The 18,303-nt window shown below is 48.1% G+C and carries 22 protein-coding genes and 3 tRNA genes; 21 read left to right on the plus strand and 4 right to left on the minus strand.

The window, feature by feature from the left end; all coding sequences use genetic code 11:
• Nucleotides 1-13 precede the first annotated feature (13 nt).
• From pyrF to LDO05_RS07135, 13 genes are all read left to right on the plus strand, one after another.
• Nucleotides 14-742, plus strand: coding sequence for an orotidine-5'-phosphate decarboxylase (gene pyrF, locus LDO05_RS07075; protein ID WP_251378153.1), 729 nt, complete (start codon nucleotides 14-16; stop codon nucleotides 740-742).
• Nucleotides 742-1,383, plus strand: a complete 642-nt coding sequence (gene pyrE, locus LDO05_RS07080; protein ID WP_276575569.1) for an orotate phosphoribosyltransferase — start codon at nucleotides 742-744, stop codon at nucleotides 1,381-1,383. The genes pyrF and pyrE overlap by 1 nt, the downstream gene beginning before the upstream one ends.
• 204 nt (nucleotides 1,384-1,587) lie before the next feature.
• A complete protein-coding gene (locus LDO05_RS07085) occupies nucleotides 1,588-2,475 on the plus strand; it encodes an ABC transporter ATP-binding protein (RefSeq protein WP_251378154.1) in 888 nt (295 codons plus the stop codon).
• Nucleotides 2,441-3,604: an efflux RND transporter periplasmic adaptor subunit gene (locus LDO05_RS07090; protein ID WP_251378155.1), complete on the plus strand. Its 1,164-nt coding sequence runs from the start codon at nucleotides 2,441-2,443 to the stop codon at nucleotides 3,602-3,604. Before LDO05_RS07085 ends, LDO05_RS07090 begins: the two co-directional genes overlap by 35 nt.
• Nucleotides 3,604-6,504: an ABC transporter permease gene (locus LDO05_RS07095; RefSeq protein ID WP_251378156.1), complete on the plus strand. Its 2,901-nt coding sequence runs from the start codon at nucleotides 3,604-3,606 to the stop codon at nucleotides 6,502-6,504. The genes LDO05_RS07090 and LDO05_RS07095 overlap by 1 nt, the downstream gene beginning before the upstream one ends.
• Nucleotides 6,505-6,507: 3 nt before the next feature.
• Nucleotides 6,508-7,404, plus strand: a complete 897-nt coding sequence (locus tag LDO05_RS07100; RefSeq protein ID WP_251378157.1) for an ABC transporter ATP-binding protein — start codon at nucleotides 6,508-6,510, stop codon at nucleotides 7,402-7,404.
• Nucleotides 7,401-8,909: an ABC transporter substrate-binding protein gene (locus tag LDO05_RS07105; protein WP_251378158.1), complete on the plus strand. Its 1,509-nt coding sequence runs from the start codon at nucleotides 7,401-7,403 to the stop codon at nucleotides 8,907-8,909. The genes LDO05_RS07100 and LDO05_RS07105 overlap by 4 nt, the downstream gene beginning before the upstream one ends.
• Before the next feature lie 124 nt (nucleotides 8,910-9,033).
• Nucleotides 9,034-9,228 carry a hypothetical protein gene (locus LDO05_RS07110; RefSeq protein ID WP_251378797.1) on the plus strand — a complete coding sequence of 65 codons (195 nt, stop codon included), beginning with the start codon at nucleotides 9,034-9,036 and terminating at the stop codon, nucleotides 9,226-9,228.
• Between the two features lie 61 nt (nucleotides 9,229-9,289).
• Nucleotides 9,290-9,363, plus strand: a tRNA-Met gene (locus tag LDO05_RS07115).
• A 25-nt stretch (nucleotides 9,364-9,388) separates the two neighbouring features.
• Nucleotides 9,389-9,462: transfer RNA gene (locus LDO05_RS07120), tRNA-Ile, on the plus strand.
• A 138-nt stretch (nucleotides 9,463-9,600) separates the two neighbouring features.
• A complete protein-coding gene (locus LDO05_RS07125) occupies nucleotides 9,601-9,705 on the plus strand; it encodes a YjcZ family sporulation protein (protein WP_221885995.1) in 105 nt (34 codons plus the stop codon).
• Between the two features lie 270 nt (nucleotides 9,706-9,975).
• On the plus strand, nucleotides 9,976-10,386 hold the full coding sequence (locus LDO05_RS07130; RefSeq protein WP_251378159.1) for a hypothetical protein: 411 nt from the start codon (nucleotides 9,976-9,978) through the stop codon (nucleotides 10,384-10,386).
• 85 nt (nucleotides 10,387-10,471) lie between these two features.
• On the plus strand, nucleotides 10,472-10,630 hold the full coding sequence (locus LDO05_RS07135) for an asparagine synthase (protein ID WP_127198041.1): 159 nt from the start codon (nucleotides 10,472-10,474) through the stop codon (nucleotides 10,628-10,630).
• A gap of 55 nt (nucleotides 10,631-10,685) precedes the next feature.
• On the opposite strand, the gene LDO05_RS07140 is transcribed toward LDO05_RS07135, so the two are convergent.
• The 3 genes from LDO05_RS07140 to LDO05_RS07150 all read right to left on the minus strand — a co-directional run bounded on the left by LDO05_RS07140 (nucleotide 10,686) and on the right by LDO05_RS07150 (nucleotide 11,978).
• A complete protein-coding gene (locus LDO05_RS07140) occupies nucleotides 10,686-11,012 on the minus strand; it encodes a hypothetical protein (protein ID WP_251378160.1) in 327 nt (108 codons plus the stop codon).
• Entirely contained in the window at nucleotides 11,000-11,626 is a 627-nt protein-coding gene (locus LDO05_RS07145; RefSeq protein WP_251378161.1) for an ImmA/IrrE family metallo-endopeptidase, read from the minus strand. The genes LDO05_RS07140 and LDO05_RS07145 overlap by 13 nt, the downstream gene beginning before the upstream one ends.
• Before the next feature lie 79 nt (nucleotides 11,627-11,705).
• Nucleotides 11,706-11,978 (minus strand): helix-turn-helix domain-containing protein, encoded by a 273-nt coding sequence (locus tag LDO05_RS07150; protein ID WP_251378163.1) that lies wholly within the window; start codon nucleotides 11,976-11,978, stop codon nucleotides 11,706-11,708.
• Nucleotides 11,979-12,225: 247 nt separating this feature from the next.
• Here LDO05_RS07150 and LDO05_RS07155 point away from each other — a divergent pair, with 247 nt between their 5' ends.
• Complete coding sequence (locus tag LDO05_RS07155) at nucleotides 12,226-12,507, plus strand: hypothetical protein (protein ID WP_251378164.1); 282 nt, start codon at nucleotides 12,226-12,228, stop codon at nucleotides 12,505-12,507.
• 288 nt (nucleotides 12,508-12,795) lie between these two features.
• Nucleotides 12,796-12,900, plus strand: a complete 105-nt coding sequence (locus LDO05_RS07160) for a YjcZ family sporulation protein (protein WP_251378646.1) — start codon at nucleotides 12,796-12,798, stop codon at nucleotides 12,898-12,900.
• A gap of 50 nt (nucleotides 12,901-12,950) precedes the next feature.
• Here the strand turns inward: LDO05_RS07160 and LDO05_RS07165 are convergent, their stop codons facing one another.
• Nucleotides 12,951-13,742, minus strand: a complete 792-nt coding sequence (locus tag LDO05_RS07165) for a polysaccharide deacetylase family protein (protein ID WP_251378165.1) — start codon at nucleotides 13,740-13,742, stop codon at nucleotides 12,951-12,953.
• A 156-nt stretch (nucleotides 13,743-13,898) separates the two neighbouring features.
• Between LDO05_RS07165 and LDO05_RS07170 the strand changes: the two genes are divergently transcribed.
• From LDO05_RS07170 to LDO05_RS07195, 6 genes are all read left to right on the plus strand, one after another.
• Nucleotides 13,899-13,984: transfer RNA gene (locus LDO05_RS07170), tRNA-Leu, on the plus strand.
• Between the two features lie 248 nt (nucleotides 13,985-14,232).
• The gene (locus LDO05_RS07175; protein WP_251378166.1) at nucleotides 14,233-14,916 is read left to right on the plus strand and encodes a copper amine oxidase N-terminal domain-containing protein; all 684 of its coding nucleotides are present in this window, start codon (nucleotides 14,233-14,235) and stop codon (nucleotides 14,914-14,916) included.
• 377 nt (nucleotides 14,917-15,293) lie between these two features.
• Nucleotides 15,294-15,959, plus strand: a complete 666-nt coding sequence (locus LDO05_RS07180; protein WP_251378167.1) for an amino acid ABC transporter permease — start codon at nucleotides 15,294-15,296, stop codon at nucleotides 15,957-15,959.
• Nucleotides 15,940-16,617, plus strand: a complete 678-nt coding sequence (locus LDO05_RS07185; RefSeq protein WP_251378168.1) for an amino acid ABC transporter permease — start codon at nucleotides 15,940-15,942, stop codon at nucleotides 16,615-16,617. Before LDO05_RS07180 ends, LDO05_RS07185 begins: the two co-directional genes overlap by 20 nt.
• Nucleotides 16,618-16,636: 19 nt before the next feature.
• On the plus strand, nucleotides 16,637-17,392 hold the full coding sequence (locus LDO05_RS07190; RefSeq protein WP_276575570.1) for an amino acid ABC transporter ATP-binding protein: 756 nt from the start codon (nucleotides 16,637-16,639) through the stop codon (nucleotides 17,390-17,392).
• Between the two features lie 19 nt (nucleotides 17,393-17,411).
• Nucleotides 17,412-18,290, plus strand: coding sequence for a cysteine ABC transporter substrate-binding protein (locus LDO05_RS07195; RefSeq protein ID WP_251378169.1), 879 nt, complete (start codon nucleotides 17,412-17,414; stop codon nucleotides 18,288-18,290).
• Nucleotides 18,291-18,303 lie beyond the last annotated feature (13 nt).

Raw genomic sequence — 18,303 nt, forward strand, 5'->3', positions numbered from 1 at the left:
AGGAGAACGAACAATGATGACCCATAATATTGCCGGACGCTTGATGGTGGCCCTGGACTATTCCTCAGCTGAGGAAGCCAGGCTGCTCATTGATCGGCTGCAGGGAATCCCCTGCTATATGAAAGTCGGAATGCAGCTGTACTATGCTGCAGGCCCCGATTTCGTCCGCGAGTTGAAGCATAAAGGCTATAACGTATTTCTGGATCTGAAGATGCATGATATCCCGAATACGGTTAAAGGCGGCGCGAATAGCATTACCCGGCTTGGAGTGGATATGTTCAATGTCCATGCCGCTGGCGGTGTGCAGATGATGAAAGCGGCCAGAGAAGGCGTGAATGAGGCTCTTGCGCAAGATGCCTCTCTCACCGCTCCATTAATTATTGCTGTAACCCAGCTTACCAGTACGGATCAGCGGACGTTGAACGAAGAGATTGGAATTCCGGGTGCGGTAGAAGAAGCTGTGGTTCGTTATGCGCGCAGAACGCTGGAAGCTGGTCTTGACGGAGTGGTTGCTTCGCCGCTGGAAGCGCAAGCTATCAAGGCTGCCTGCGGAACAGATTTCAAGACGGTTACACCGGGAATTCGTCCGCAGGGCAGTGCCCAAGGAGATCAGTCCCGGACGCTTACACCGGGTGAGGCGATCCGCAGAGGGACAGACTTCATCGTGGTGGGCCGCCCGATTACCGCGCATGCGGACCCAAGACGCGCGGCGGAGCAAATCATAGAGGAGATGACCATCTAGTGCCGAATCAACGTGAAATAGAGTCTAAGATTGCAGAAAGTCTGCTGGAGATTGGTGCGGTTGCGCTGCGTCCACATCAGCCATTTACATGGACTTCAGGCATTAAATCACCGATCTACTGCGATAACCGTCTTACGATGTCCTATCCTGAAGTTCGTGATTTGATCGCTGAATCATTCGCAAGCTTAATCCGGGAGCAGTATCCTGATACTGAAGTGATTGCTGGCACTGCAACGGCGGGGATTCCGCACGCGGCATTTGTATCACAGAAGCTGGGTCTGCCTATGGCTTATATCCGCGACAAAGCCAAAGGTCATGGCAAGGAGAATCAGATCGAAGGTCTGATTAAGTCCGGCCAGAAGGTCATCGTAATCGAAGACCTGATCTCTACAGGAGGCAGCTCGATCAAAGCTGCTCAAGCCGTCCAGGAAGCTGGAGCTAACCCGCAAGCCGTGCTTGCCATCTTCAGTTATCAGCTGGATAAGGCGGTAAATGCCTTCAATGAAGCCGGGATTGAGATTCAATCCTTGTCCAATTACACGGCCCTGATTGATGTTGCTGTGCAGAAGGGGACTATTCAGGAGCAGGATCTGGAACTGCTCAAATCCTGGAGAGAGAATCCTTCGGCATTTGGCAATTAAGAAATGGGTCCGATTAAGCAGATAATTAAATAGTTAGGTGTGAAGACAGCCGGGAGTTCCGGCTGTCTTTTTTTATACCAAGAGTAAAAATTGTGAAATTTTCTTATAAACTTATTGTAACTTTTTGCCAATGAAAATCGTTTATAATTCAGTAGGACTTGGAAATATTTACATGAAAATAATGATATAGGGAGAGCAAATGTTATGAGGCGATGGCTGCGCAAACGACCTGTAGACGAGGCTCCGGAAGCGGAGAACGATTCTTTGCCTGCCTCAACACAGGCTGCTGATCCGGAGCCAGAAGTGATTAAGCAGGCTGATAAGTGGATAGATACAGTGATTCTAGACTCTGATGTACCTACGTCTATTGACCAGTCAATTGAACCAGATATGCTGCCGGACAACATCATACATAAGTCGTTGGAGCCTATTCTTGAGGTCAGGGATGTTCACCGGTCTTTCCAGGTCGGAGGGCAATCCCTTCATGTGCTCAAGGGAATCCACATGGAAGTGCTGCCAGGACAGCTGGTCATGCTAAAGGGAAGATCAGGCTCGGGGAAGACCACTTTGCTGAATATGCTGGGGGGATTGGATCAGCCTTCAGAGGGTGAGATTTATTTTCGCGGTCAGACGCTCCATACCCTGAGTGATAAGAGAAGAACGGTGCTACGCCGAGATCAGATCGGGTTTATTTTTCAGGCTTATGCCCTGCTTCCTCTTCTGTCTGCTTGGGAGAATGTGGAGCTCAGTCTGCGTATGGCCTCGGTTCCCTCAAGAGAGTGGAAGGAACGGGTTGCCCATTGCCTAAATTTGGTGGGGCTCGGCAAGCGGATGCATCACAGGCCCTTCGAGCTCTCCGGAGGAGAACAGCAGCGGGTAGCCATTGCCAAAGCGATCGCTCACCGGCCTCATTTGCTTCTTGCGGATGAACCTACAGCCAATCTGGATTCCCAGATGGGCGCACAGGTTATGGCCGTATTCAGAAATATTATCGAGACGGAGAATGTGACGATATGTATGACCACACATGATCCAACAATCTTGGAGGTAGCGGACCATGTCTACGAAATGGTGGATGGACAATTTGTATAGGAGCAGGGGGGGATGGAGGCGAGGCATTGGCATTACCGCATTATCTGTAATAGTACTTGCCTCTTCGGGCTGCGGGCTTCTGCCCAAAGAGCAGGAGGAGGAGGTATTGCCCACGATTCAGGCGCCCAAGATTTCCAAGAAGCCGGAATACGAGGTTACGTCAGATACGTTCGAGACTACGGTTCAAAGCAGCGGACAGTTCCTTAGCCAGCGGGAAGAACCAGTCTATTTCACACTAGGCGATTCTCTCCAGCTTCATCTCAAGGAAATTAACATCAAGCTTGGCGATAAGGTGAAGAAGGGAGAAGTTATAGCTACGCTTGACACAGAAGAGCTTCAGAAAAGTGTGCGTGATAAGGAGCTGGATATCCGTTCCCAAGAGATAACCATGAAGGAAGCGCTTAGAACCAGGGATGAGAAGGATCCGATTGAATTTGAGACGAAGAAGCTTCAATTCGAGAAAGCCCGCCAAGAGCTTGCTGATCTGAAGGATCAGATCTCAAGAGCAGTGCTGACAGCTCCATTCTCGGGCACGGTGACTTCGGTCAGTGTAGAGAAAGGCGCGATGATTAAGTCCTATGATACCATTGCGGTCATCGCGGATACTTCCAATCTGATTGTTGCTGCCACGATCCAGAAGGAAGATCTAGAGAAACTGGTGGTAGGCATGCCGGCCAAAGTGGACATCAACAAAGTAGGGGAGATCAGCGGCAAGATCAAGGTCCTTCCGAGTGCTAGTGCATTGGAGAAGAGTAGTGAGAATGGTGGCGGCTCGGGCGGCATGGGGGGAAGCGGCAGCGGCGGGGCTAATGGAAATGGTAATGGCGGTACCGCGACCCCTCCCAAGAAGCAAAGTCTTGACCACTACATGATCGTTCAATTAGACAAGTATCCGAAAGGGATCGAGCGGGGAACCCAGCTTAGTGTGACGGTGTCTACCTCAAAAAGGGAGAATGTGATCGTTATCCCGATCTCCGCCCTGCGAACGACAGGCTCACGCAGCTATGTACAGGTTGTGGAGGACGACGGCAGCAAGCGGGAGGTCGATGTGGAGGTAGGCGAGCAAAGATCCACCGACGTTGAGATCAAAAAAGGACTCAGCGTGGGACAGAAGGTTGTGGGCCGATAATGGGAATGCCGCTGGTTCGATTCTTATTCCGAAAGATGTGGAATACAAGGTGGCTGACCGTCAGCACACTGCTTGGATTAATCGTGGCTGTGTCATTTACGGTAAGTATCCCCATGTATTCGGATGGTGCTCTTAAGCGGGTTGTTGCCAGGACACTTCAAGAGAATAGCACGGGTCTTCCCGCCGGATCTCTTCTGATGACCTATCAGGCAGCCGGAGGGGACAAGACGGACCTGTCTGGTCTTCAAGCGGTCGATCAGTACATAAGACAGAATGTGCCCAATGAAATCGGATTCCCGTATAAGGCCTATGTGAATACCCGCTCCATCCGGGGAACAGACGTCTACCCGGAGGATCCAACCAAGGTTGATGCCAGCCGCACCCGTTCGATGACGCTGGCCGCCATGAGCGGCCTTAAAGATCAAGCTGAGATAAGAAAAGGCCGGCTGCCTGGTGATCAACGGGCGGATGGTGTTGTTGAGGTGGCGATGCTGGAGGAGGGCATGTACCAGAATGATCTCCATGTGGGAGATATCCTCAACTACCCTGTGTACAGTGGTCTGGATATCACGATACGTGTTGAGATTGTGGGCGCCTTCAAGCCTGTGAAAGAGACGGATCCTTACTGGGTACAAGGATTCGAGGCCATGGCCAATCACCTGTACACAAGCGAAGCTGTTTTTGACGAAGGGATTCTGAAGGGCCAGAGCGTTCCACTGAACAATTCAAGCTGGTACTATGCGTTTGACCTTGGCGAGATCAAGACGGGTCAAATCACCACTTTAACAAGCTCGTTGGACCGGCTTGATACCGAGCTGTATCAGAAGCTGAAGAACACCAAAGTAACGATATCGTTCGGTGAGCTGCTCAGCAGCTTCCGCAGTCAAAGTCTGCAGCTGCAGACAATGCTGTTCACTTTAGCCGCACCGATGATTGCCATGGTCTTTTATTATATTGTGATGAACGCGCGTCAAGCTCTGAATAAGCAGCAGAGTGATATCGCTGTACTCCGGAGCCGGGGTGCCTCAACCAGGCAGATCATTATGATCTACCTGCTCGAGAGCATTATACTTGGCGCAATCTCGATGGTTCTTGGACCACTGCTTGGCTGGTTCATGTCCAAATCAATAGGTTCAGCGAACGGGTTCCTGGAATTCGTAGACCGGAGATCCATTCCCGTCGGATTTAATACCGATGCACTCCTGCTTGGGGCGGGCGCGGTCATTCTGGCGATCCTGTCCACATTGATCCCGGCTATCTCTTATGCGAAGTCATCTATTGTGAACGCGAAGAGAAAGCAGGCCCGGGCAGACCGGAGCCCCTTCTGGCAGCGCTGGTTCCTGGATGTCGTCCTGCTTGGTGTGGCGGGTTACGGCTACTACTTATTCAATGAACGACAGATGCTTACTTTTACAACAGGCTTAACTACAGACCAGCTGCAAATTCAGCCTTTTCTATTCTTCGTGCCGGCAATAGCCATATTTGCGATGGGACTCTTTTTCCTAAGAATATTTCCGTGGCTGCTCAAATTCATCGGGTGGGCAGGAAAGCGTTGGCTGCCGGTGTCGTCCTATTTGAGTCTAACGCAGCTATCCCGTTCATCACTTTCCTATTACCCGCTGATGATCCTGCTGGTGCTTACCTTGGGGCTGGGTGTATATAACGCATCCGCTGCCAGAACAATTGATCTGAACTCGACAGAGCGTACGTTGTACAGCTATGGAACGGATGTCGTTATCGAGACCCAGTGGACGGGAACTCCGGAGATGACGCTTGGTTCAGGCGGAAATGGAAGCTCTGGCGGAACCCAGGGTGGGGGCCGGCAAGGGGGAGGTATGCAGGGAGGAGCACCTGGCGGGGGCGGTGGAGCCCAAGGAGGACAGCAGAATAAAAATACGAAAATTGTATACTCTGAGCCTCCGTTTGAAGTCTTCCGCACCTTGCCGGGTGTGGAGAATGCAGCCAGAGTCCTTCAGACAAAGGGGAATATTGTTGTCTCCGGCCAGTCTGCGGGTCAGGGACGTATCATGGGGATCGATAATGTAGATTTCTCCAAAGTGGCCTGGTTCCGCAATGACCTGTTCCCCGCACACCCATTCAAATATTTGAATTTGCTGGGACAGTATGAAGCGGCGGCTTTGATTCCTACGAATCTGGCAGACAAGTATAAGCTGAAGCCTGGGGATACCTTTACAGTGTCGATGGAGGATCAGACAATTGATTTCGCTGTCTACGGCATCATTCCGTACTGGCCGAATCTATATCCGGATCAAGCACCTTTTGTCATTGCCAATCTGGATTACATTTATGATCAGGTTCCAATGATTCCCTACGAGGTATGGCTGAAGATGAAGCCAGGCGCCAAGGTAGCGCCGATATACTCTAAGTTATCCGAGCAAGACATCACGATATCAAAGGTCAAGGATGTTAGAACGGAACTGGTCACTCAGAGTAAGCTGCCAACACGGGGCGGGGTATTCGGAATCTTAAGTCTCGGCTTCCTAGTATCTGTAATCGTATCGTTGATCGGGTACATCCTGTTCTGGTTCTTCAATCTGTCTGGCCGGGTAGTTCAGTTCGGGATATTAAGGGCTATGGGATTATCCCGAAGGCAGTTGACCTTCATGCTTCTGGCAGAGCAGATCTTAACGGCCGGTCTATCCATTGGACTCGGGATCGCGATCGGCAAGCTTGCCGGATGGCTGTATCTTCCTTTTCTCCAGACAGCAGACAACGTGACCTCTCAAGTACCGCCTTTCCGAATCGTATTTGATGCCAAAGATACGCAGCAGCTGTATATGGTCGTGGCCTGTATGCTCTTGATGGGTGCCGGCTTGCTGCTGTGGCAGATTCGCAGGCTCAAAGTACATCAGGCTGTAAAGCTTGGGGAGGAGAGATAAGGCATGATTCACTGCGAGGGGTTAGTCAAAATATTTAAGACCAAGGATATCGAGGTTGTGGCGCTGCAAGGTCTGAATTTGACAGTTGAAGACGGAGAGATGATGGCTATTATCGGGAACAGCGGCAGCGGCAAATCCACACTCCTCAACATACTCGGCGGGCTGGACCATCCATCAGCCGGTCAGGTGACTGTGGGTCAATGGAATCTTCTCAAAGTCAATGAAAGTGAACTGGTTGAATACAAGAGGAACACGGTTGGATTCATCTGGCAGAATAATGCCCGAAATCTGCTGCCTTACTTGACGGCACTGGAAAACGTCGAGATGCCCATGATGCTGGGCGGCAAGGTAGACCGTGCTTATGCGAAGCAGCTGCTGGAATGGGTCGGTCTGAAGGACCGAATGCATAACAAGCTGCAGCAGTTATCCGGGGGGGAGCAGCAGCGCGTAGCCATCGCGATTGGCTTGTCTAACCGCCCTAAGCTTCTTCTAGCTGATGAACCTACCGGTTCGGTAGACACCCGCACCTCAGATCAGATTATGGACATATTCCGCCGGATCAATCGGGAGATTGGTCTTACTATAGTCATCGTTACGCATGACCTGACGCTTGCCAGCAAAGTTGACCGGGTTGTTGCGATACGGGACGGACTAACAAGCACAGAGTTCGTCAAGAGGAACCCGGGGCTTGACATGGCTTCTGGAGATAGTGGGTTTGGCAATCAAGGCGGACTTCAGGAGGTTCATGAGGCATTCGTTGTAGTAGACCGGGTTGGTAGATTGCAGGTTCCCAAAGAATACCTGGAGGCTCTCGGAATTGGGGGAAGGGCCAGCATGGAATTCGATGGAGGGAAGATTGTAATCACCCCGCCCAAACCAATTAAGGAGGAAGAATCTTGAGAAAACGATTTGGCAAGACGTACAAACTTCTCGCGACAAGTCTCGCCGCCATCATGCTGACGGGGATGATCGCAGGCTGTACCTCGGATAAGGCGAAGGAGAGTAATGAACCCAAAGTGCTGCGCATTGGAGTAATGTATGGCGGTGGAGGAAATGACCAATATTTCAGACAGCAGTTCACGGATGTATATGAATACACGCATCAAAACGTCACTATAGAGATTGTGCCTGCGATCAATAGTGATCAATTCCGCTACGCGGAAAACCAGAGTTATCAGCCGCCGGATACCGTGAAGAGCTTGAAAAAGCTAATGACGGGCAGCAACCCTGTGGACATAATTGTCTCAGATACGAACAGCTTGAAGAAATTGATTGATGAGAACCTGCTCAAGCAGCTCGATCCGATGATTCAAGAGGATAAGTTCGATACAGCGGATATTGTTCCTTCTGTTATTGATGGAATCAAGCAGATGGGAAATAACAACATTTATGCTTTGGCACCAACTTTTATACCTTCCGCTCTCTTTTATAATAAGAAGATTTTTCAGGATGCCGGTGTTGAAGTGCCTAAAGACGGCATGACTTATGATGATATATTTAATTTGGCTAGACGTGTAACTAAAGGTGAAGGCAATGACCGGATATTTGGCCTCGCATTCAATCAATACAATGGTGCTTCTGCCAGTGATGATGTGTATAAGTTCGTTCAACCGCTGCAATTGAGATACTATGATGAAAAAGCGGAAAAAATGACGGTGAACACACCTCAGTGGGAAAAAGCAATCAGCACAATTGCAAAGCTTAGAAAAGACAAGGTTATATTTGAGAATGTTCAAATGAACAGTCCGCAGGAGAATCAGGCCTATAATCCAATTGATAATGATGTCTTCATGTCAGGGAAGACTGCGATGGTCATGGGTAATATCGGTCTGGTTACAGAGCTTTCCGGTATGAAAGAGGCTGCGAAGACGAACAAAAAGGTGAAAGCTTTTGACTGGGACGTTGTGACCATGCCGACACACCCGGAGAAGCCAGGCGTTGGTGGGGATATCTACCTTAATAATTATATGTCAATCAACGCAAGCGCACCGAATCCAGAAACGGCGTGGGATTTTATCAAATTCCTGAATGGGCCTGAATGGGCCAAGATCAAAGCGAGAAGCACAACGTATGAGATGGTATCCCGCAAATCGTATATTAAGCCAGTGAATGGGCTGAATTATAATGTATCGGCCTTCTATAAGCTGAAGCCTGTTCCGCCTGCGAACGCGAATGACGAGAAGCTGCAAATAGAGAAGCCGGGAATTTTTGGGGTTGCCATGGTAGGGCAGACCTTTATACAAGAGGTTATCGACAATAAGAAGACTCCAAAAGAAGCTTTGCAGGCTTGGGAACGGAAAGGAAATGAAATGCTTCAGGAGCTCAAGAAGAATCCAAAAACTCAGTTCCAGCCTGACGGCACTCCATATATCCCGCCAGCTGACGGAAGTGGGTTTAAAGGTTAATACAAGGTTGTTGAGTTATACTGCATAACCGCACCTAAACCGTCCTTTGGGAATCCGAAGGACGGTTTTTTGTGTGACTATTTTTTTGGTTCAATCTGGTCATACTAAGAGTAGAGCGGAAGTAATGAACAATAAAGAAAGTGAGCGGATACGTATGAGCTGGGTGTACTTTAATAAGTTATATCGAACTAAATTCCAAGCAGGCTGTCTGGCCCGCAGGCTCGAGCATGACGGGTGGATCTATGGTCTGGATGACCTCCGGGAAATTGAAATTTTCCGTTCCAGACGCGGCAAATATGGGGTGCGATTTATTCTTTGAGGGTGACTCTTGACTATCGGTATGTGCATGAGGTATATTATTAGATGTCGCTATTTAATGACGCGGGGTGGAGCAGCCCGGTAGCTCGTCGGGCTCATAACCCGAAGGCCGCAGGTTCAAATCCTGCCCTCGCAATACTTTTTAACAAAAAAGGTAACAAGGGCCCTTAGCTCAGTTGGTTAGAGCGGTCGGCTCATAACCGATTGGTCGGGGGTTCGAGTCCCTCAGGGCCCATAGCGTGCAGACCCTTGCGTAGCAAGGGTTTTTTGCTGTTTATTTAACCGCCGAGTATGATTTTCCGGAGTGCCCTTGCAACCCCTGGTTCAACAGCATACATTACCTTAGATTAGGTTTGAGGGGAGGGGAACTGCGATGAGTGAGTGTCACGTTAATCGTCCGAATCCTGTATTTACTTCCACAGGAGTGATCTTGGTTCTTTTTATTCTGCTGGTGATCATTACCCGCACTTTCATCTAATCAACTCAAGCAATAGCAGATAGGGAAGACATGAGAAGACGGGCCATTTCTGGCTCGTCTTTGTCTATGTGCGAAAACATGTTGTTGAAGATAGCTTTTCTTGGTATATTAAATTAGTAAAAAAAACCAAATTTAGCCTATTCCATTTTGTACAAAGCCTCAAAATGGTACAACTTACGATGAAAAAGATTCCTGGATACTAGTTTTGGGTAAACATATTGTACTTTTGACTCGAAATACTTCATCCAAGTTGGGGGGGCCAATACGAAAATGGAAGTACCTATACCTGAGATCAATGTGAAGTTCAATTGTCAGGTCTGCAATCATGATATTGAAGTGCTCTTCAAAAGCCAACAAGTAGAGGCCGTTCGCTGTCCTGGATGCAGTAAGGTCTATTCTCTGCTTAAGCCTACAATAGGGGAAGAGATTCTGCTGGATTGGGAGCGGGAGGCTTTATACCATAAAATAAAAGCTGAAAAGACGAAGCAGGATAACAGCAGTCTGGTAGCTCTTATGATTAAAGTGGCTGAATTGCTGACCTGGCGGGATGGCGGCAATGGCAAGCTGAAGGCGATTGAGGCGCTGCGGCAGTGGTGTATTGATAACGAGGAGCAGGCCACGATGGAAGAGCTCAGGCTGATATATGGCCGCGGGAAAGCAAACCGGTTGCCGCCAAGATAGACTTCTGTGCGCAATGAATAATCCAGCCTGATATCACCAAGAATAAACGGTGTCTTTCAAACCAAACTTAAGGGGAGTGTTAGGCATGCGTGAAGGCTTGATTCCAACAGTTCTTGGTGCAGTAGTGTCAGCTACAGCCGCTTCCATGCTGGGAAGCCGGTACAAGATGGCTGCAACGGGAGTACTCGGTTTTGGTCTGGCTCATATTGTACTCGGAACCATCGATTTGATCGAGCACCGTTAAGCGTTTGAAAGATACCGGGAGGAGCATAGCTCTTTCCGGTTTTTTTATACACACTCTACGTATATGCATTCAGCACCTCTTCCACATCTTGAAGACGAATGATCAGCTGACCAATATCCTGGTTCTGATGACGCTGATAGAGACGGGGAAGGTCGATCCCAATGAAGTCCTTGTTCCCCTGCACCATTAAAATATCTTCAAGCAACACCGTAACTCCGTTCATATCTCCAAACTCCTCCGGCTCGAACTGCTCCCAAGGCGGAGTTGCCTTAATATAGAGCAGGGTGGACCAGTCCAGCTCATCCGGACTTAATTTGACCAGTATAATTGCTGGAGCCCGGGCTTCTATGTCGAATTCAGCTATTACTCCTATTCTTGCCATAATTTCTTCACTCCCTTGCTGAGCTGTCTGGACAGCTGAGTCATTATCCTCTGAGTCTCCTCAGACTGTATACATAATTCCTGAGCATCTCTTTCATTTCTGTTCCCACCAGGTATCCTGGCGTTCTCCTGCGCGGTAATCTGGTTAAGAATCCGGTTCTGAATCTGCAGCAGCCTCGCATAAGAGAACTTGTAGGGAAGAGTGAATTCCGAGGCAATCAGCTCAACCGCCTCTTTCTGGCTCTCTCCAAGGGGCAGCTCTTTAATCATGTAAAAGGGGGCCGCCGCATATTGAATAAACCGCTCTGCCTCGATCTCCTGCTGCTGCAGGAAGAGTTCCGGCATCTGTCTCTGATTACCCGCATGTCTCAGAACATGACACAGCTCGTGGAAGTACACGAGTCTCTTGGTGAGCGTATCTATCCCTTTAGGCAAAAAAATGACATCCGTCATATTGCAGCTGAAGGGAGGGCCTTCATATTCGACAAGATCAACTTTGAAGGCAGTGGATACTTCATCTATATCCAGATCTGAGGGACACAGAATTCCATGCTGTATGTACCGGGAACTAATCCATTGTTCAAGCTCGGTTTCATAGTATAAAGATAAATCCATAACTTATTCCTCCACTTAGGGAATGTATGTTCGTATTATAGGTGAAAAATAATGCCCTTAAACCTAAGGGCAGTTCCTGCTAACGCAGCAGCTTCTTCTTTTGTTCGCGGTAAGCCTTAAGTGCAGCTTCCATGACTTCAATCTCATCCTGGCTGTACTGGTCCGGTCCGCCGTAGAAGGCAATTCCGGTCTCTTCTTGCAAAGACTTAGGTTGTGAGGTTCGGCCTAGCAGGTAATCGGCATCTACTTCCAATATATCTGCGAGGGCAGCCAAGGTTTCGGAATCGACGGTGCGCTTGCCGGATTCATAATGCCCGTACCCCTGCCGTGTCATTCCTAATTTATCAGCCATATCTTGATGGGTCAAGCTCCTCGAGAGCCTGAGCTGAGTTAATCGTTCCGTAAACACTTCATCACCTCGCTTAGTTCTATTATACCTATGTGAAAGAAAATACGCAACAATTTGTTTCTTATTCAAGTTGACAGAAACAATTTGTTGCGTATAATTGGGTTACACAGGCAACATTTTGTTGCTATGGACACATTGGATCATGGGATATGCATATACATATCCCTTAATTAAAAAGGAGGTTTTTAAGATGCCTAACACTGATGTATCGATTATCCAACAACTTTTGCCACTGGCCGAGCGTTATGGTCTTGCTGTCGTCTTGTCGTTCATTCTGCTCCTGATCGTTGGCATCATCATCCGAATGATAATTAGGGGTGACTTGGTACCTCGTAGTCTGCTTGACAGGGCAGAAGAGGATCGAGATCGGCTTCAGTCCATTTTGGACAAGGAGCGTGAAAGCTTCATGACACCCCTTCTGGAAGTCGTGAACAACCTGAAGAGAAATGCTCCGGACAACAAAGAAGGGTAGCAGGCTCAGATTTTGCTGAGAGTACGCTGCATTTATTTCCTCCAAAGGGGCGGACACCCAGCCCACCAGGCCAGAGCAGGCATATGGTAGGGTAAGCCAACTATCAAGGAGGAACAAATAATGAATAATGCGCCAATGGGAATGTCAGAGAACAAGAAAATGGGGATGGGATACAGCGGCCCGATGCAGAGCCCGGCTTATACCGCTCCGGCACAGGGATATGAGCATGGATATATGCATCTGCATGGAGCTGGATATCACCACTGTCCACCTGTTTATGAGCAGCCTGTGTGTCACACTCCCGCACCATCGGCAGGAATCTGGTCGTCTACAGGGTATATTCTCGTACTCTTTATACTATTGGTGATCATCTCGCGCGGTCTGTGGATCTGAGTTGTTATACAAGGAACAAGCGGGCCTTCGGGCCCGCAGCTTGTGCTGTTCTATAGTCCCGTCTTCTTCTGACCATTATGCTGCACATCCTTAACCGGTTGAGCATGCTTCTGATGCTTCAAGAGCTCACTGACAGTTACACAGCGATAGCCGCGTTTCTGGATCTCTGGCAAAATGGCCTTTAGAGCGAGCGCTGTTTGGGAGCTGCCTTCCACACGGTCGTGCATCAGAATGATATCGCCGCTGCGGAGATTGCCAAGCACTCTGCTCACAATCCGGTTCACGCCGGGCCTTGCCCAATCCCGTGTATCCTGATGCCAAGACCACAGGACAAGCTGATAGCCTTTGCTATGACTCGAAGTGACAATACTTTTGTTGTAAAATCCGCCTGGCGGGCGGAACAAAACGGAATGCTTTCCTGTAGCATTATATATCAACTCTTCAGCGCGGGTGACTTCTTTATCAAATAATTGGGAAGAGTTGCTCGCATTGAAATACGTGTGATTGTAAGTGTGGTTGCCAATCTCATGCCCTTTCTGAAATACCTCTTTAAGAAGTTCCGGGTATTGTGCTGCCCGATTACCAACCACGAAGAAGGTAGCTTTGGCTTGATACTGTCCGAGCAGATCAAGGATGACAGGAGTCTGCTTAGGATCGGGTCCGTCGTCAAAAGTAAGAGCAACCACCTTGTCCTCGGTAGGAACCTCCCATACGATTTCCCCACGGGGTTCAAAATAATCTCGTCCCATAGGTGCCCCTAGAGCCGCGGCAGGGCTCCCGTTACCTGAGATTATGCCAATGCTTAAGGTTAGAGTAAGGGCTGTTGTCCGCCATTTATACATGGGTGCCTCCTTAATGAATGATGATATCCACTTATTATGTGGGAAAAGAGGCCGTTCATACATTCTACCTAATGAGTCGAGTATTGACATAATAGCTAGCAACATGATATGATCTATTTCGTCGCTAATCATGGAAAGACGTTATGGCGTAATTACGCCGGGGTGGCGGAATTGGCAGACGCACAGGACTTAAAATCCTGCGGTAGGTGACTACCGTACCGGTTCGATCCCGGTCCTCGGCATCAATGAAATCAAGGGTTTCAGCTCTTCTGAGTTGGAACCCTTGATTTTTTTATTTATGTGGTTTTGTTAATATGACGCTAACGATCTAAATTTCAAGCTATCTTGTTCGAACTGATTATTCAGCTTCATTCTGCAACATACTTCCAATTTTGGCGTTTGTTATTTATATACCAGAAAAGGAGTGTTATGGAAAACATGAAGCTTAAAAAGTGCATCTCGTTTATGTTTATTTTTCTATTAACCTTGGGTGCAGCAAATTATAGCCATGCGTCAAGTCCCAAGGGGAACCCCAATTATTTTAAAAATGAATGATTATTATGTTGCCTATACTTATCCTAAAGCGCCTTATATTGATAAGCAGAACCGGCTCATGTTGCCTGTAAGAGCAGCAAGTGAATTGTTAGGAGCCTCTATTACTTATGATGCTGCTTCACGTTCAGCCACAATTACACAGAATGATAATGTCGTTAAGATTCAAGGTGGCAGTCATCTTGCTGAGGTGAATGGAAATCAAGTTGAAATGGACACGCAGCCAGTACTGGAAAAGGGATATATGATTATACCTGCCCGTATTTTATTCGACTCATTTGCATTCAATGCTACTTCAATTAACAACGTAATTACGTTAAAGGATGATCGATTGCTTAAAGAAGGGCGCCTGAAATATCTTCTTGATGATGACCGTCTTGCTATATCTAGAACAATAGACTCAAATGCGTTTCAACCGCTCTATTATACGCTCAGCACTTGGCTTAATAAGAACACTACTGAACTTAACTTGAATCTTGTCGCCAAAAACATCTCCGGAAAAGATATTCCGAAAGGGGAAGAGAATTTATCTACAATCATTTATTTTGATGAGGGCGGCTTATTGGATATCCCTTATAGATCAGTCGATATAAAAGATAGAAATAGACTCCCTGTAAAATAGGACTCACTTATAACTAAACATATCGAAAATACGGGAGGGGTTCTAACTAAGAAGCCTAATCTATTACAGTATATCTTGATTTCAGGAAGGACAATTTCTCCAATTAATTAGGTACCTGAACTCAGAAAAAAGATCGCACAGCACTCAAGAAGTATGGGGGCCGGGCGGTCTTTTTTTTGTGCTCCCGAAACCCCATCTTAGCTCCTACAATCTACAAGGTAATCCAGCATCTGGACAGATTAGGAAGATTCCAATATAATCTTAAATACAACTTAACGGGTTGGAATAATATGAAATATATCATATTTCACCCTGGAAGTTTGGGATAGACTTCACTAGTACATATACATATCAATTTGTATACAGAAGGGGGAACTATGAATTTAGACTGGAAGTTTATTGGTGAGAGTCTCCCGCTTTACATGGACGCCATGTGGTTGACTATTGAATTAGCTCTAATCGCCATTAGTTTATCCATGATCTTGGGATTATTGTTCAGTCTAGTACTGTTCTACAGGATCAAGGGACTTCGGAGTATAATTCTCGGTTACGTTGAGGTGTCCAGGAATACTCCTTTGCTCGTACAACTATTCTTCCTATACTATGGACTGCCCAAAATAGGGCTGCACTTGAGTGAGTTCAACTGTGCTGCCATAGGTCTGGTATTCCTGGGCGGTGGATATATGACTGAGGCCTTCCGAAGCGGAATTGATGCCGTAAGCACAGCGCAGATTGAGTCAGGTTTAAGCATTGGACTTAGCAAGGTGCAGCTTGCCAGATATGTCATACTCCCACAGGCCTTTGCTATCAGTGTCCCTTCGCTCGGGGCGAACGCGATCTTTTTGCTGAAAGAAACCTCGATTGTAGGTGCCATTGCTTTGATGGATCTGATGAATGTAGCCAAGGACCTGATTGGAATGCATTACAAGACAGCGGAATCACTGCTTCTGCTGGTGCTGGCCTATCTTGTGCTGGTGCTTCCATTATCTCTGCTGCTGTCCTGGATCGAAAGGAAGGTTAGACATGCGGAATTCGGGGGTTGAGGTGCTGTTTGAAGGGTCAAACTTTGCCCGCTTGCTTGGCGGGCTGCTTGTCACGATAGAAATAGCCTTTATTTCAATTATAATCGGAACCATTCTGGGTGTGGTTATGGGGCTGCTTAGAACGGTCCGGTCCAGATCGCTGCGTATTGTTCTTAGGCTGTACCTTGAAGCTTTTCGGATTATTCCGATTCTGGTCTGGTTGTATGTGGTTCACTTCAGCTTTTCGCCACTGCTTCACATCGAGATTAGCGGGGAGACCACAGCAATATTGGTATTCAGTCTCTGGGGCGCAGCGGAGATTGGGGATATCGTACGCGGTGCGCTTGAATCCATGCCGAAGCATCAGTCGGAATCGGCCAAAGCCCTTGGGCTCAGCAGCGCCCAGCTGTATAGGTATGTCCTGATTCCTCAGGCTGTACGTAGAATGCTCCCAGGGGCCATTAACCTGGCCACACGCATGGTCAAGACGACCTCGCTGGTTGTTTTGATTGGTGTCATCGATGTAGTGAAGATTGGACAGCAGATAATAGAGCTTGGTGTAATCAAAGCTCCGAACGCTTCATTCTGGGTATACGGCTTTATTTTTATTCTTTATTTTCTTGTATGTTATCCCTTATCGCTGCTGTCCAGGAAGTACGAGCGCAGATGGCAGGTCTAACATGAAAGGACAGATCTAAATGACTGAGAATGCTGAAATTCTGCTGAACGTGCAGGGATTACAGAAATTTTATGGAGACAGGCTGGTCTTGGACGGAATTCATCTCCAGGTGAAGAAGGGAGAGGTTACTGTAATTCTTGGTCCGTCGGGCTGCGGCAAAAGTACCTTTCTCAGATGTCTGAACGGTCTGGAGCCGGTTCAGGGTGGGAGCATTCATTACCGGGGGCGGAATCTGACCGGGCCAGCTGTGAACTGGCGTGAGATCAGGCAGCATATCGGGATGGTATTTCAGAACTATGAGCTTTTTCCGCATATGACGGTCGTTGAGAATATACTGCTTGGTCCGTTGAAGGCACAGAAAAGAGAGGCTAAGGAAGCGAGGCAGCAGGCGGAGACGCTGCTCAGCCGGGTTGGGCTCTTCGAACGGAGGAATGACTATCCAAGGCAGCTTTCGGGAGGCCAGAAGCAGCGGATCGCTATCGTCCGGGCGCTGTGTATGAACCCTGATATCATTCTCTTTGATGAAGTGACGGCTTCGCTTGATCCGGAGATGGTGCGCGAGGTGCTGGATGTAATCCTTGGACTTGCCAATCAGGGGATGACCATGCTGATCGTGACACATGAGATGGGATTCGCCAAGTCGGTGGGGGACCGGATTGTGTTCATGGATCAGGGCAAGATTTGTGAGATTGCGGAACCGGAACAGTTCTTCACTGAACCTGTGACAGAACGTGCACAGCACTTTCTAAATATATTTGATTACAACAAATTATAAGAAGCGAGGGAGAAGAGAAATGAAGAGACAGATTAAAGCATTGACGGGATTGATACTGGCGAGTATGTTGTTATTGGGGCTAACGGCATGCGGGAGCTCAGGGGACAGTAAGGAAGCTAGCAGCGGTTCCTCCAAATTTGCCTCAATTGAACAGCTGAAGAAGGACGGTAAGATTAGAATCGGCGTTTTTGCGGACAAGCCGCCATTCGGTTATGTGGACTCTCAAGGCAAGAATCAGGGCTTTGATGTCTATATTGCCAAGAGATTCGCCAAGGATTTGCTTGGGGATGAGTCCAAGGCGGAATTCGTGCTGGTTGACGCAGCCAGCCGCGTGGCCTATCTGGAGTCGAATAAGGTTGATATAATTATGGCGAATTTCACAGTGACAGATGAGCGAAAGCAAAAGGTTGATTTTGCCAATCCATATATGAAGTTATCCTTCGGTATTGTGTCTCCGGACAGTGCTCCAATTACTTCTATTGACCAGCTGAAGGCGAAGGGGCAGAAATTGATTGTAGCCAAAGGGACAACCGCGGAGACCTATTTCACCAAGAATTATCCAGATATTGAGCTGCTGAAATTCGATCAGTATACTGAAATTTTTGCGGCACTGAAAGACGGCAGAGGTGCTGCAATTGCTAATGACAATACCGAGCTGATTGCTTGGGCTAAGTCCAATCCAGGCTTTACGGTAAGTATCCCGGCCTTTGGTGGACAGGATACGATTGCCCCGGCGGTCGCTAAAGGCAATACTGAGCTGCTGAATTGGCTCAACAATGAGATCGAAGCCCTGGGCAAGGAGAAGTTCATTCACCAGGCCTACAAAGAAACCTTGCATGATGTGTATGGTGAAGGTTACACGGATGAACTGGTAGTAGAAGGTGGAAAGGTGCAGTAAGGTTGATGAGCAC

This window comes from Paenibacillus sp. YPG26, assembly GCF_023704175.1.
GTDB lineage: Bacteria > Bacillota > Bacilli > Paenibacillales > Paenibacillaceae > Fontibacillus.